This is a genomic window from Nonomuraea sp. NPDC050547, from assembly GCF_044457345.1.
Classification (GTDB): domain Bacteria; phylum Actinomycetota; class Actinomycetes; order Streptosporangiales; family Streptosporangiaceae; genus Nonomuraea.
Window position 1 is genome coordinate 23,583 of record NZ_JBITGW010000029.1, and the last position, 13,669, is coordinate 37,251.

General features: G+C 68.3%; 11 protein-coding genes and 1 pseudogene. 3 read left to right on the top strand and 9 right to left on the bottom strand.

Features of this window, described 5'->3' with window-relative positions; genetic code table 11:
• Positions 1-52: 52 nt before the first annotated feature.
• On the top strand, positions 53-646 hold the full coding sequence (locus ACIBHY_RS49945; protein ID WP_397310488.1) for a TetR/AcrR family transcriptional regulator: 594 nt from the start codon (positions 53-55) through the stop codon (positions 644-646).
• A gap of 412 nt (positions 647-1,058) precedes the next feature.
• Here ACIBHY_RS49945 and ACIBHY_RS49950 read toward each other — a convergent pair whose 3' ends face one another.
• Complete coding sequence (locus tag ACIBHY_RS49950; RefSeq protein WP_397310489.1) at positions 1,059-2,294, bottom strand: hypothetical protein; 1,236 nt, start codon at positions 2,292-2,294, stop codon at positions 1,059-1,061.
• 244 nt (positions 2,295-2,538) lie between these two features.
• Here ACIBHY_RS49950 and ACIBHY_RS49955 point away from each other — a divergent pair.
• Positions 2,539-3,315: pseudogene (locus ACIBHY_RS49955) on the top strand (Tn3 family transposase).
• A 151-nt stretch (positions 3,316-3,466) separates the two neighbouring features.
• Here the strand turns inward: ACIBHY_RS49955 and ACIBHY_RS49960 are convergent.
• The 7 genes from ACIBHY_RS49960 to ACIBHY_RS49990 all read right to left on the bottom strand — a co-directional run bounded on the left by ACIBHY_RS49960 (position 3,467) and on the right by ACIBHY_RS49990 (position 11,323).
• Positions 3,467-4,486: a sensor histidine kinase gene (locus ACIBHY_RS49960; RefSeq protein WP_397310491.1), complete on the bottom strand. Its 1,020-nt coding sequence runs from the start codon at positions 4,484-4,486 to the stop codon at positions 3,467-3,469.
• 53 nt (positions 4,487-4,539) lie between these two features.
• Complete coding sequence (locus tag ACIBHY_RS49965) at positions 4,540-5,229, bottom strand: response regulator transcription factor (protein ID WP_397310492.1); 690 nt, start codon at positions 5,227-5,229, stop codon at positions 4,540-4,542.
• Between the two features lie 37 nt (positions 5,230-5,266).
• Positions 5,267-6,469, bottom strand: coding sequence for an ABC transporter permease (locus ACIBHY_RS49970; protein WP_397310493.1), 1,203 nt, complete (start codon positions 6,467-6,469; stop codon positions 5,267-5,269).
• Positions 6,466-7,143, bottom strand: coding sequence for an ABC transporter ATP-binding protein (locus ACIBHY_RS49975; RefSeq protein ID WP_397310494.1), 678 nt, complete (start codon positions 7,141-7,143; stop codon positions 6,466-6,468). The genes ACIBHY_RS49970 and ACIBHY_RS49975 overlap by 4 nt, the downstream gene beginning before the upstream one ends.
• A complete protein-coding gene (locus ACIBHY_RS49980; RefSeq protein ID WP_397310495.1) occupies positions 7,140-8,165 on the bottom strand; it encodes a peptidoglycan-binding protein in 1,026 nt (341 codons plus the stop codon). The genes ACIBHY_RS49975 and ACIBHY_RS49980 overlap by 4 nt, the downstream gene beginning before the upstream one ends.
• An 11-nt stretch (positions 8,166-8,176) precedes the next feature.
• Positions 8,177-8,635, bottom strand: coding sequence for a hypothetical protein (locus ACIBHY_RS49985; RefSeq protein WP_397310496.1), 459 nt, complete (start codon positions 8,633-8,635; stop codon positions 8,177-8,179).
• Between the two features lie 1,173 nt (positions 8,636-9,808).
• Positions 9,809-11,323 carry a hypothetical protein gene (locus tag ACIBHY_RS49990; protein ID WP_397310497.1) on the bottom strand — a complete coding sequence of 505 codons (1,515 nt, stop codon included), beginning with the start codon at positions 11,321-11,323 and terminating at the stop codon, positions 9,809-9,811.
• Positions 11,324-11,526: 203 nt separating this feature from the next.
• On the opposite strand from ACIBHY_RS49990, the gene ACIBHY_RS49995 reads away from it, so the two are divergent.
• Positions 11,527-12,210 (top strand): recombinase family protein, encoded by a 684-nt coding sequence (locus ACIBHY_RS49995; protein WP_397310498.1) that lies wholly within the window; start codon positions 11,527-11,529, stop codon positions 12,208-12,210.
• Between the two features lie 102 nt (positions 12,211-12,312).
• Here ACIBHY_RS49995 and ACIBHY_RS50000 read toward each other — a convergent pair whose 3' ends face one another.
• Complete coding sequence (locus tag ACIBHY_RS50000) at positions 12,313-13,530, bottom strand: serine hydrolase domain-containing protein (RefSeq protein WP_397310499.1); 1,218 nt, start codon at positions 13,528-13,530, stop codon at positions 12,313-12,315.
• Positions 13,531-13,669: the final 139 nt, after the last annotated feature.

The following is a 13,669-nucleotide window of genomic DNA, read 5'->3' on the forward strand; positions in this document are numbered from 1 at the left end:
GCATCGGATGCCGAGAAGTGTCAAAACGAATCGTTTCGTTTAGAGTGTGGGCGTGACGAGACCCCCGAACCCAGACCGCCGCCGGGACGCAAGCCGCAAAGCGACCCTGGCCGCGGCCCTGGAGTTGTGCGTAGAGCGGGGATACGCCGCGGTGACCGTCGACGCCATCGCCACCCGCGCCGGCGTCAGCAAGGCCACCATCTACCGCTGGTGGCCGGCCAAAAGCGCGATCGTCCTGGAAGCGGTCGATGAGGCCGCGCCCATCCCGGAGACGTTCCCCGACACCGGCGACCTGACCGCCGACCTGCACGCCTGGCTCAGCGGCATCCTCGGCGTCTTCCACGACCCGCGCCTCGGCCCGGCCTTCACCGGCGTGCTCGCCGAAAGCCAGCTGGATGCGCACCTCGCCCACCAGCTACGCGAACGGCTGATCAACCACCGAGTCGCTCAGCTCGAGGAGCGCATGACCAAGGCGCGAAAGAACGGCGAACTCGCCCCCGACGCCGATCTCGAAGTGGCGCTGGACATCCTCCACTCACCCATCTACCGAAGGCAGGCGCTGCACTACCCGCTGCCCGATGACGCCTACCTGACCAGGCTCATCACGCTCGTCATGCGGGCCATCGGGCCCACTCACGCCAACTGACCTTCACCAGGCCACAGCTCTGGACGGTCGCCGATCATTCCAAAGCTCCGATCCAGAGCACCAGCTTCTCGACCCTCAACATGCTTCGCAGAAATGAGTCATCTCAGGCGGCCAGGCCGAAGTCGAGGCGGCGTTCCATGTCGGTGACAGGCCCCGTTTGCCGGCGTCAGTCGCCTTCTCCTGCCCGGCCAAACCGCGGCAGGTGCAGACTCGGCATGGAGGCCTCCTGGTGCTCCTTGTCGCCGCCGGGCAGGGTAGCGGCGCTGCCGTAAACCAGATCGGTGTTTTGCCGAATTCCAGTTCTCCACCACCTGCAAACCCCTCGTGGATCTCCCGGCGCAGCTCCGATGAGGCGACGACGATGAGGGGCCGGGGCCGCCTTCGGGAGGAGGACGCCGACAGGCCGCGCTCGTCACCGTTCAGTCCCACCGCCCTTTAGCTCCGCCACGACGGCCCGCTCCCGCAACTGCGCCGCCTCCGCCCTGACCGTCTCCAACTCGGCCCGCAGATCCTCCAGCCGAGCCCGATCCACCAGCGACTCTCCCCTGAGCCTCTCCTTCTCAGCCCGCGCTTCGTCCAGTTCGGCCCGCGCTTTGTCCAGCTCAGGCCCACCGCTGGCGGCCACCCGAGCCTCGACCTCGCTCAACTCCGCCCGCGCCGCATCCCGGGCGTCCTGTGCCTCGGCCAGCCGTACCCGCGCCTCATCCCGGGCGGCCTCCGCCTTGGAGAGCTCCGCGGCAGCAGTCCGCCGCCCGTCCTCCGCGGCATCGGCCCGCGCGACCGCCCGCTCCCGCTCCTGCACCGCCGCCTCGGCCCGCGCCCCGGCCGCCGCGACGTCCCGCTCCGCTTCCTCCCGCCCCCGCTCAGCCTCCTGCCGCGCGACCGCCGCCGTCTCCGCACTCCTCCGTTCCCGCTCAGCTTCCTGCTCAGCGTGTACGGCCCGCGCCTCCGCCACCGAAACCTGCCCAAGAGCCGCCTCAACCCGCCCAGCCAGTTCCTCCCGAGCCAGCTCAGCAGCCTCCACCCGCCGAGCAGCTTCCTCGGCTACTTCCTCTGCCCGCCGAGCCGCCCCGTCCGCCAGCTCCTTGGCCTGCCGTACAGCCTCATCGGCCCGCTGGTTGGCCTGCCGTTCCGTGGAGGCCGCCTCCCGCAACGCCGCCAGCGCCTGCTCCCTGGCCTGCTCGGCATCACCGAGCGCGGCATCCCGCTCCGCCTCGGCCTCGCCGACCCGACCCCGCATACGCTCGGTCTCCCGCTGCGCCTCCTCGACGGCTTCGCGGGCCAGCCGTACCTGCTCAAAGGCCTGTTCCCGCTCCGTACGCGCGATGGCCACCCGCGTGTGCGCCTCAGCCTGAACCGCACTCAACTTGGCCTCGACCCCAGCAGGGCTGAGCTCCTGGGACAACGCCCGAGCCAACGGCTCAACAGCCGCCGCCAGCCCGGTCTCCATCCGCTCATACAACTGCTCAGCCCTGGCCAACGCCCCCTCAAGCCCCGGCGTGGCCCGCCGCAACTCCCGCTCCCGCTTGGCCGCCGCCTGACAATCCCCCTCGGGACAGTACGCCTTGGGCCGCCCCCGCCCCGCCCGCTGCTCAATCGGCGTCCCACAGTGCTTACAAGGCGTCACCACGCCCGCTTCCCCGCTCACAGAAGCACTCTAGCATTTTCTATTTTCTAGAAAATCAAAATCAGAAAATAAGATCCGTTGTGTCGAGCAGCGTCAGGCTAACTTGCGGGAATGGAGAATTCCCGCAAGTAACTGTCCTGAGCACCCCGCGCAGATCCCCGCCGATCACGAGGTCACACAAGTCTCGCCGAAAATCCAACGAACCCGCTGCTGACCTGCGATAACAGCGCCTCTCAACCTCGTTGATCGTCATGCTGGCCAGGTCCTGTCGACCTACGGCACCCAGCCGATCGTCCCCACCACTCGCGAGGGCCACCTCACCCTGGATGAGATCCTGGGGAACCAGACCGATCTGCCAATCACCGAGCACGCCACCGACACCCACGGCGCGACCCTGGTGAACTTCGGGCTGTTCGACCTGGTCGGCAAGGCCCCCACCCCGCGGATCCGCGACCTCGGCAAGATCACGATGTTGCGGGTCGACACCCCTGGCTCCACCAAGGCCCTATACCGGCACGCCGGGCCGCTCCTGGCCGACCGGTGGAACGAAGACCTGATCATCAAGTGCTATCCCGACCTGCTGCGGATGGGCGGGTCGCTGAAGTTCGGCGAGGCGACCGCCTCTTTGATCGTCGGGAAGTGGTCGGCGGCCTCCCGGCAGAACACCCTGGCGGCGGCGCTCAAGGAGTGGGGGCGGATGCGGCGAACCCCGCACGCCCTGCGCCGCGACCCCGCACAGTAGGGCACGATCGTCCGCCCGCACTTCACCGACCAGAGCGAGCAGGCGTGGTGCCTGACCCTGCTCACCAACGCCGTGATCACCTGGACGACCGAGTACTACGGCGTCGCGATCTCCGAGCTGCGATCCCAGGGCAGGGAGATCCGGGACGAGCTGCTGTCATTCATCGCGCCCGGCCACCGCGAGAACATCAACTTCTTCGGGTTCATCACCGTCGACATCGAAGCCGAACTCGCCAAGCTCATCGAGGGCTGGCGGCCACTGCGCCCGACCACCGTCACCAGCTTCCTCCTCAACCCCTGAATCCCTCCGGGGCGCGACGAGCAACGGAACGAAAGTCTCGGTTCCGGCCAACTCGAGCTGATTCAGGCCCCCGCGCGGCAACTGATCACACGGGTGGAGTCGCTGCGGTGCTTTACCCGCGGCCGCCCCGTTGAGAGCCTTGGCTGCGCTTTCACGCTGACCCCCTGTCCGGGAGTCGTACCGTAACGGCGAGGCCGCCGCCGGTGCGGGGGACGGCATCGATCGTGCCTCCGTGGACGCGTGTGATGGCGGCCACGATCGACAGGCCGAGGCCCGCGCCGGACACCGACTCGGTACGGTCGCCGGTGAGGCGCCGGAACGGCTCGAACAGCGATGGCACCACCTCGTGGGCGATCTCCTGCCCGGTGTTCTCCACGGTGACGACCGCGCCTCCTTCGCCCGTTCCGGTCCGGACGGCGATGAACCTACGCTGGTCGTTGTACTTCTCGGCGTTCTCCACGAGATTCGCGATCAACCGCTCCACCAGGACGGGGTCGCCGGAGGTGAGGGCCGGTGACAGGTCCGCCGTCGCGCCGGGGTGCTCGCAGAGGACACGCCGGGCCAGGTCGGCCAGATCGACGGGTTCTGCGTTGGTCAGCGTGTGTTCTGCCGCGGCCAGCATCAGGAGTCCGTCGATGAGCCGATGCTGGCGGCTGTTGGAGGCGAGGAGTTCATCCCGGGCCTCCAACAGCTCCTCGGGGAGTTCGCCGAACGCCACCTGCAGTAGCGCCCGGTCCAGCGCCAAGGGTGTCTTGAGCTCATGGGAGGCGTTGGCGGCGAACCGGCGCTGAGCATCGGTCGAGCGCTCGAGCCGGTCGAGCATGTCATCGAAGGTGTCGGCGAGTTCCTTGAGCTCATCGTCGGGGCCCTGCATCGCGATCCGCTCATGGAGGTTGGACAGGGACAGCCGGCGGGCCGTGGAGGTGACGCTGTGAATCGGGCGCAGGACGCGTCCGGCCAGCCACCAGCCCAGGATCACGGAGACCACCGTCAGGGCAGCGATAATGACCGCGGTGGCGACCCATTGGTACCTCAGCACCTCATACTGCAGCTGCAGGTCGCCTTGGAACACCACTTCCTGGTCGACTTCGCCCTGCGCCCCGGGGGCCTGAGGTGCCCGGCCCGAGACGGAGACGCTCACCCCGAGCGCGCTGCTGAGCAGCAGGTTCACCGCGAGCAGCATGACGACGGCCAGGACGAGGAACGGGCTGGCGTACAGGGCGGTCAGCCGGACCCTGACGGTGCTCCGTGCCCAGGGTCGACGAGACGGTAACCCGCTCCGATCACGGTCTGAATCACCGGCGGCGGTCCCAGCTTCTTGCGCAGCGTCGCCACTGTTACCCGCACGGAGTTGGTGAAGTAGTCGACGTTCTCGTCCCATGCCTTCTCCAGCAGATCCTCGACACTGACCACGCTTCCGCCTGACCGCATGAAGACTTCCAGCACCGTGAACTCCTTGGGGCTCAGAGCCACATAGCGGCCATTGCGGTGCACTTCGTGGTGGGCCGGGTCCAGGGTGATGCCCGCCATCTGCAGAACCGGCTGGAGCCGGGTCGGTACCCGCCGTGCCAGGGCCCGGATCCGGGCGACGAGCTCGGGAAAGTCGAAGGGCTTGGCGAGGTAGTCGTCGGAACCCAGGCCCAGCCCCTCCACCTTCGACCACAGGTCACCCGCGGCGGTGAGCATGATGATCCGTGCGGGGACCTGCGCCTCCATCAGCCTCCGGCAGACCTCGTCACCGTGGATCTCGGGTAAGTCCCGATCGAGCACGATCACGTCGTACTCATGGGTCATCGCCCGTTCCAGGGCCGCGTCCCCGTCATAGACGACGTCCACGGCCATTCGGGCCTTGCGCAGCCCGGTGCCGATGATGTCGGCCAAGCCTTTCTCGTCCTCGGCAACCAGCACGCGCATGTTCGATGCTCCCGGATGTCGGTCGTCATGGTAAGTCTCAGGCGGACAGGGCCATCGTCGGCGACATCCGAGCGGCCCGCATCGCCGGGTAGAGTCCGGCGATGGCGCCGACGGCGAGTGTGGCGCCGAGTCCGCCGCCGATCACCCACGTGGGCACGACCGGCGGCAACCCTTGCGTCAGCGCGAACCCGATGGTGCCGACCACTCCCAGCAGCGAGCCGGTGAGCCCGCCCGCCCCGGCCAAAATCAGGGATTCGGCGAGAAACTGGATGCGAACCTGGGCGGTGGTGGCCCCGAGCGCGCGACGCAGGCCGATCTCACGACGCCGCTCCAGTACCGAGATGATCATCGTGTTGGCGATGCCGACCCCGCCCACCAGCAGGGCCACTCCGCCGACACCAAGCAACAGGCTGGTGAAGGCCCCCGCTACGGCCGCCTTCGCCTCCAGGGCGTCGGAGGGGCGGCTGACCGTGACCTCTTCCGGATGCTCCGGGTTCGCCGCGTGATTCAGCAACGCCCTGACCTCCGTGACCTTCTCCTCAGCGATCTTCGTGTAGACCAGGGTCGGGTGTCCATCGAAACCGAGGAAGGCATCCGCCGCGGCGAAGCCGACCAGCGCGGCGACGTCGACGTCCTCCGCCAGTGGCGATTCGGCCAGGACCCCGATCACCGTCCACCACTGACCGTTGATCCACACCGAGTCGCCGGCGGTGGCGGCGAGCCGGGTGGCGGCCGTGGATCCCAGCACCACGGTGCGTTGCGCCGCGGTGGCCGCATCGTGCCACCTTCCGCTGCGGACAGGGGTCTGCAGGACCTCCAGCAGTTCCAGGGACGTGGCGCGGACCTGAAGGCCACCGGTGCGCGTCGAAGGGATGCGATCGTTGCGGTAGATGGCCTTGCCGGTATCACCGGTCTGACCGGCCATGGCGACATGCTCCACGCCCCGGATCATCCGGCCGGCGTTCTTCGGCAGCCTGGCCTTCTGCGCGGAGAACTGCTTGCCGGGGGCGACGGTCAACATGTTCGTTCCCAACGCGTCCAGGGTCTCCATCGCGCGAGCCTGGCTGGAAGAGGAGATGCCCAGCACCGCCACCATGGTCGCGATGCCGATGGCGATCCCCAACGCGGACAGCACGGCCCGCGTGGGCCGGGCCCGTAGCCCCGCCACACCCACCCGCGCCACATCCTCCAGGTTCATCCGGGCCGGTGTCAGCCGTGCTTCGCCGTTCCGAACCGTCATCGGAGCGCTCCAGTCTCGACGACCAGGCCGTCTCGGATGTGGATCCGGCGTGGCGCGGCGGCCGCAACCTCCAGATCGTGCGTAATGATCACCACAGTGGCGCCGGCGGCGTTCAGATTCCGCAATGTCGCGAGAACCTCTGCCCCTGATGCGGTGTCAAGGTTGCCGGTCGGCTCATCGGCCAGCACCAGGGAAGGCTCCCCGACCACGGCGCGGGCCACGGCGACCCGCTGCCGCTCCCCGCCCGACATCTGATTCGATCGGTGCTCCAGCCGACCCGCCAGGCCGACACGCTCCAATGCCTCACCCGCCCGTCGCCGGCGTTCACGCCGCGCCACCCCGGCATACAGCAAACCGTCAGCGACGTTGTCGAGAGCGGAAACACCGTCCGCGAGGTGGAACTGCTGGAAGATGAACCCGATGTGCTGGGCACGCAGCGCCGAGAGCTCGGGGTCGCTCAACCGCGCCACGTCGTAGCCGGCGATGCGCACCTGGCCCCCCGTTGGCCGGTCCAAGGTACCGATCATGTTGAGCAGCGTCGATTTGCCCGACCCGGAAGGGCCGACCATGGCGACCAGCTCTCCGGTATCCACCCGCAAATCCACTCCTCGCAGCGCCAGAACGCCACCAGGAAACTCCTTGGACACCTTGCTCAGCTCGACGACGGCGGTCATAGCTTGGGCACCTCGACTCTCACGCCCTCCGACAAGCCTGCGCCGGAGATCTCCACGCGGCTCCCCATGAACAGGCCCGTCTCGACCGGCACCACCCGGCGGGTGCCGCCCCGCACCACCCGCACGCCGTACTGGCCGCCTGCCCGCGCAATCAGGGCCTCGACCGGCACCGACAGCACGTCCTTGCGGCGCCCGGTTCGCAGCTCGACCGTGACCGGCGCCTGATCCAGCCTGCCCAGTTCGCCGCCGACCTTGACCCTGACCTCGATCGTCGCCGGACTGTCCGCATCCTTCCCCGGCCGTGCGACGGTTCCGACAGAGAAGATCGTTCCATCGACCTTCTTGCCGTCCGGCAGCTGTACCTTCACCCTGGCGCCCTTTCGGGCGAATTGCTGGTGGGAGGTTTCCAGGTTGATGGTGATGGCCCGTTCGGTCCTGGTCGTTGTCACCACCGAACCTTCAGCGGCATCCCCCGCCTGCTTGGAGTTCTCCACGATCCGCAGCGCGCCCCCCGAGAAGATCACTTGGGCCACCTCGGCCCGGCCCGTCGCCACCAGCCCCTTCTCGCGCTGCCAGGCCCACACCGCGTTGGCGGTCACCGCGGTGAAGGTCTTGTCGACCGTGCCGGGCTTGTATCCCAGCTTGACCAGGTTCAGCTCCAGCTGCTGGACATCCGGACCTGTCGAGCCGACACCGAGGCGGCGATACATCGGGACGGCGCCGTACATCAGGAACACCGGCTTTCCCTCCACCTTGTACAGCCAGCCGCCCCGACGCACCACCGTTCCCTCGGCCCGGATGGCGGTGACAACCCCGCCGGCCCGGTTGGGCTGAACGCGGCGGCCCGCGTACCCGAGTGTGCCGCTGACCTGTTTGGTGTCCACCATGTCGGAACGAGTGATCGGCACGGACGACGTCTGCGCACCGCTGGGACTCGACGCCGGCGCTGCCGTACGACCGGGGAGGTACATGAACCCCACCACAGCCCCGCTTCCGATCACCGCTACGCCGCTCAGCAGCACCGCCGTGCGCCTCACCCGGAGTTCCCAGGAGAGAGCTCCTGACACGCCTTCTGCGCCTGCTGAACCACCGGCGTGTCCTCGGTCATCCCGTCCGGCAGCTTCACAGCGACACCACCGTCGGGATCCTGCTCCGGATCCGGCATGTCGACGCCCGCCTTGCGCATGCACTCGACGTACTTGAGCGCGGAGTCCATCGCCTGCTTCTTGTCCTCGGGCGACACCTCCTCACCGGCCGGGGCGTACTGCTTACAGGCCGACTTGGCCGCGTTGTTTTTCTCCGGGGAGTCCGCCTTGATGTCCAGCCCGTCGCTCCGCTCCGTGACGGTGAGACCCTGATCCCGCAGGCACGCCGCGTACTTCGCTTGATCACCGGAGTCGCCCTGCGCACCGGGGCCACCGCCGCATGAGGCGAGGACGACTGAGGTAGCGAGGAAGGCTGCTCCCGTCAGGGCAATCTTTATGTTCGCCATGCTCCGCAGCATGCCGGACAAGGGTTTAAAGGAAGCTAACCAGATTTGCTTAACTCATCTTTAACGCAGGCCACAATCCGAGCTCGATTTCGACTTGAAAAGTGGGCTGTATGGGCGAGCGTTGCGGGCTCTTCGAACCCAAATAGGGCGGAGCGTGATCCCGTGGTTGGGGGGCTCCGCTGGCCCAGGCCTTGGCGAAGTCAGCGGCCTTCCAGGTCCACGTATCGATGACCGACCCTCGAACGTGCTGGTGTCGAAGGTCAGCAGGAATCGACTCACCGAGGCGGGCTGCCGGCCCATCCGGCCGGCGCCGAAAGAAGACCTGCTCCAAGCCTTGGCCGTTCGGGGCACCGGAGGAGATGGAGGTTCTTCTGTACATCTAGGGAAGTGGCCGACTCTGCCGTGACCGGATAGACCGTATCCGGATCGACGTGGAACGCGCTTCGAGATGTCTAGGCACCATCCTGGCCGCAGTTTGCTGCGGGACGGTCCCGGCCTGGCACGCTCGGAACACCACACCAACGCGAGGTGCACGCTTTTACTGCGGGAACCGGGAGGGCGCCGATCATGAGCGCGAACGCCGCCGAGGTGATCCCGCTCCCGCCCGCGATCTGCCCGATGACGAACGCGGCAGCGTGATCTCCAAGGGCGGCGCGACCGACTGGGTGCACTGGCAGTCCGGTACTGCCCAGCCTCATCAAAGGCCGACTGCGCGCCCGGTGTTCCTCACCACCCGCAAGGCGCTCACTGGAACGGTACGCCCGGCCCGGTGTCGACGCTGTCGCCGACCACGTCGCCTCCCGCGAATCGGCCGCCCGACGCGAACACCGATGACCGCGAACTGACCGACCCCGAATCCCTGAGGGTTCCGCTCGTCGCGGGCGGGTTCGTTGGATGGTCCGCTGTTGCTGTCCGACGGGCATCGCCGTCGGGCCCGATCCCGGGTGTTCCGCGGCCCGAACGCTTCGTCGGCAGGCGGATTCGGTGGCGAAGACCCCGCCCAGCGCGACGTTCAATGAGCTTGAAAGGCCGTGTCATCGCAGGTCGGGGATGGGTTCGTTGGATTCTCGGCCAAGACTACGGTGACCCCCCAGACCCCGGCCACCCGCTTGGACCTGGAGTCGCGCGTCCTGTTCCGCGTGAGCTGAGAGCACGCGGAACAGGCCATCTTGATCAGGGAATCAGCTCCCGCATCGCGGCGAGCGGCAACGACGGGTTAGCGGCGGCGGCCTCCACTACCTGCCAGTCTTCGTCGTCGAGCAGTTCGACGATCGCCGACGGTGGCAAGGCGGGGTGTCGAGCGGCCAAGGGCCTGGCCTGGCGATCGGCCAGGCAGGCCAGCAGTGCCACGGCCGTGGCACTGGGATGCCGAGCGATCTCGCGGAATGCCTTGCGCGCCGGCGGCCGATGCTGAGCAAGGTCCTGCAGCAACGTGGCCGTGGCATCCGGGTTGGCGGCCACTTTCGCCAGCACCCGCGTGCCGTGGCGCGTGAGCATCGCGCGCAACTGCGCCTCGGACAGGCCCGGGTGCGGCGCGATGGATGAGACCACCTTCGCATCCAGATCGTCGGCGAGCGCGTCTCGGATCTCAGGCGGCAGGTCGCGCCGCTGAGCGAGCAGCATGCGGACCGCCGGGTTCGCCGACGCGGCCAGCGCGGCGACTTCGGACCCAGAGGCCGATGCGATGCGCGGCAGCAGCACCGAGCCGATCCCGGCGGAGGCTGCGATGCCGGACAGAACGTCCAGCGGCAGGTCGGGATGATGGGCGAGTCGGCGCTGGACGTCGTGGCCGCGATCGGTGGCCAGGGTGCGGACCAGGTTCTCGCTGATCGAGGGGTTGTCCGCGAGTGTTGCGCGCACCCACGGGATGGGATCCTCGACGAGTTGCTCGTACACCTGTGCGGGCAGATCGGTGCGGGCCGCCAATGCGACGCGCATCAGAGTCGAGGGATGGCCGGCGAAGCCCACTGCGGCCTCGACCGGGGCAGCCGGGTTCTGAAGCGCCATCTGCTGAATGTCCCCAACGGTGGACTCGTGGGAACCGTCGCAGGAAGCGCCCGGCGGCAGTGAGCAGTTAGACCGTTCGCAGTGGGGATCGTGAACGAACGGGACCGGTTCCCGATCGCATACCGTGCAGGACCGTGCCGGGGACAGCCCGTCACCGGTCAGCAACGACGCCAGCACCATCGCCGGCGTCGCTTCGTTGGCCGCCACCGAACGACGGACATCGGCATGGGGATGCGCCGCGAGCTCGCCGGCGATATCCGCGGGTGCCCACAGCGCGAGCTCTGCGGCGACCCGGACATCGGGATCGGCGCTGAGCGTCTGCAGCACATCGTGGGGCAGGCCGGGGCAGGCCGCCAGCTTCTCCCTGGTCTCTGCCAGAGGATCGGCGGCAAGCAGCCTTCCCCACCCCGGCCTGCCGGAACGTTCGCCGAGGAGAGCGAGGGCGATCTGTGGCTGAGCGACCGGATCGACGTCGTCGGCCGTGAGCCGCCCTTCGTGGGCGAGCCGTATGGCGGCGCCCTCCAAGCGTGCCAGAGCGGCTACCTGCACACGGCTGAGATCCGCCCGGCAGGCCACGGCCTCGGCGACGTCCGCGTCCGTGGCCGCAGCCGTGATGAGCTGGTCGATCAGTTCGGACGTTAGTGCCGGGTTCTCGGCCAGCCCGAGGAGAGCATGGTGCACGGGAGAATCTTGCCCGAGCAGGGATCGAACGGCCATCCAATACGGCGATGGCGGCGGGAATTCCGCACCGCGAGCTCTCGTGTCCGAAGCCTGCGATGGCATCTAACGATCGTTAGATGCACGATTGGCCAGGCCCCACCGGATGCCCGATTCACCCTAGCCCGGCTGTGCATCAACACGTGCATCAAAGGTGATGCATGGGTTTGACGCACACTCAGACTACGGCGAAGCGCCCCGCGAAGTTCAACACCCGCCCGATCGACCATGGCCGCTTCGGGTACGCCCACGTCTCCACCCGGGGCCAGACCCTGGAGGTTCAACTGGCCGCGCTGGACGAGGCCGACGTCGCCGTCGTCAACGTCTTCGCCGAGAAGAAGTCCGGCAAGGCAGGCAGCCCCCGCCCGCAGTGGCAGGACGTGCGTTCCCGGCTGCGCCCCGGCGACACACTGGTGGTGAGCAAGTTGGATCGTATAGGCCGCGACATTCGGGAGATCATGGAGACCGCCTGGTCCCTGCAAGACCTCGGGGCCAAACTGGAGATCCTGTCCGGGCCACTCGCCGGCATCTACGACCCCCGCGGCATGGGACAGATCTTCTTCGCCGTGCTCGCCGGTTTCGCCCAGATCGAACGCGAGATGATGATCGAACGAACCCGCGACGGTCTCACCCTGGCCGCCGCTGAAGGTCGGCACGGTGGCCGCCCGGCGGTGATCTCCAAGGACATGATGCGCGTCGCGCTCGGTCGCCGAGCCGATGGCGAGTCCGTCACCAGCATCGCCAAAGGGCTGACGTATAAGACCGCGAGCGGCAAGGAACGGACGGTCTCCCGCCGCGCGCTCTACAACGCTTTCAAGGCTCACGACGCCGAACGGGCCTCGACCACGTAGGCCATCTGAGCAGCACGTTTATGCTATCAAGATCGAGTCATGGCCCCTTTCTCACGTATTCAGTTCCATCCCACCAGGGGGCTTTGAGCGTTGCGGCGCCTGCTATCGCTGGGCGCACAGGGCGGTGTCCAGGGCGGCGTTGACCTGGTCGGCGGCGGGTTTGGTGTAGGGCATCGCGGTGACGGCGATGGTGGCTGCGCGTCCGTCCTCGGTGGCGCCGTTGCGGACCTCGTAGCCGGGAATGTCGCCGCCGTGGGCCCAGGCGTGGCCGCCGCAGCTCAGTTCGATCTTCATCAGCCCGAGCCCGTAGCTCCAGCCTTTCGGGAATCCGGGCGCGGCGATGGTCTGCTTCATCTGCTGCAGCAGGTCGGGCTTGAGGAGCCGGCCGTCGAGCAGCGCGCCCAGGAAGCGGTTGACGTCGCGGGGGGTGCTGATCATCTGTCCGGCCGCCCATGCCCAGGACGGGTCCAGCTGTGTGACCTCGGCTAGTTCGGCGCCCGGCTCGTTGGTCTTGGCCCGGTAGCCCTTGGGATAGGGGCCGCGGATGTTCTGCTCGCCGACGCCTGGCCAGTAGGTGTCGCGCAGCCGGACTGGGGTGATGATCCGGTTGGTGATCTCCTCGCCGAGGGGCCGGCCGGTGATCTTCTGCACCAGCAGCCCGAGCGCGATGTATCCGGTGTTGCTGTAGGCCCAGCCGGTGCCGGGGGCGAAGGCGGGCCGGCGGGTCAGGCCCACGTCGAGCATGTCGCGGGGTTCGAAGTAGCGGTGGCGGACCTGGGTCCACGATGGCCAGGAGCCGAGCAGATCGTGTTCGTAGTCGGGCAGGCCGGCGGTGTGCTGGAGCGCTTGGCGGACGGTGAAGCGGCGGCCGTCGTTGCCGTTGGCGCGGATCAAGCCGGGCAGATAGGTCTCGACCCTGGCGTCGAGGTCGATCTTGCCCTCTCCGGCCAGTTGCAGGACGAGCGTGGCGAGGAAGGTCTTGGTGGTCCTGCCGATGCGTACCTTCCCGTTGCGGGGGACCTTCGCCCGGGTGGCCAGGTCCGCCACGCCTGCGGTGTAGTCGCGCACGCGCCCGCCGCGGTCGCGCGTCGAGGCCAAGGTGCCCGGGAAGCCGCCGGTGCCGACCAGGCCTTCCAGAGCTGTCTGTACGGCATCGGCCGGGCGGGCCCGCGCGTCGGCCTCGGCGGCGGCCGGGGCGGCGGCCAAGCCCAGGACGCTGAGAGCGACGGCGGCCGCGGTGGCCGGGGCCAGGGCGCGGCGCCACCGGAGAGCGGCCGGCGGGGGCGCGAGGGCGGCTCTGGTGGGGTGGGACGGCGACATCGGTTCTCCTTGGTGACGGGAGGGGGTGAGGAACCTGCGATCGGGATGTGCGGGGCTGGTGGGGAAGAGAGGGCGGCTGCGCCTGCTCTTAGGGAACGCCTCCCGGGCACGGACTGACAGCGGGGGCGGGACGGCGATG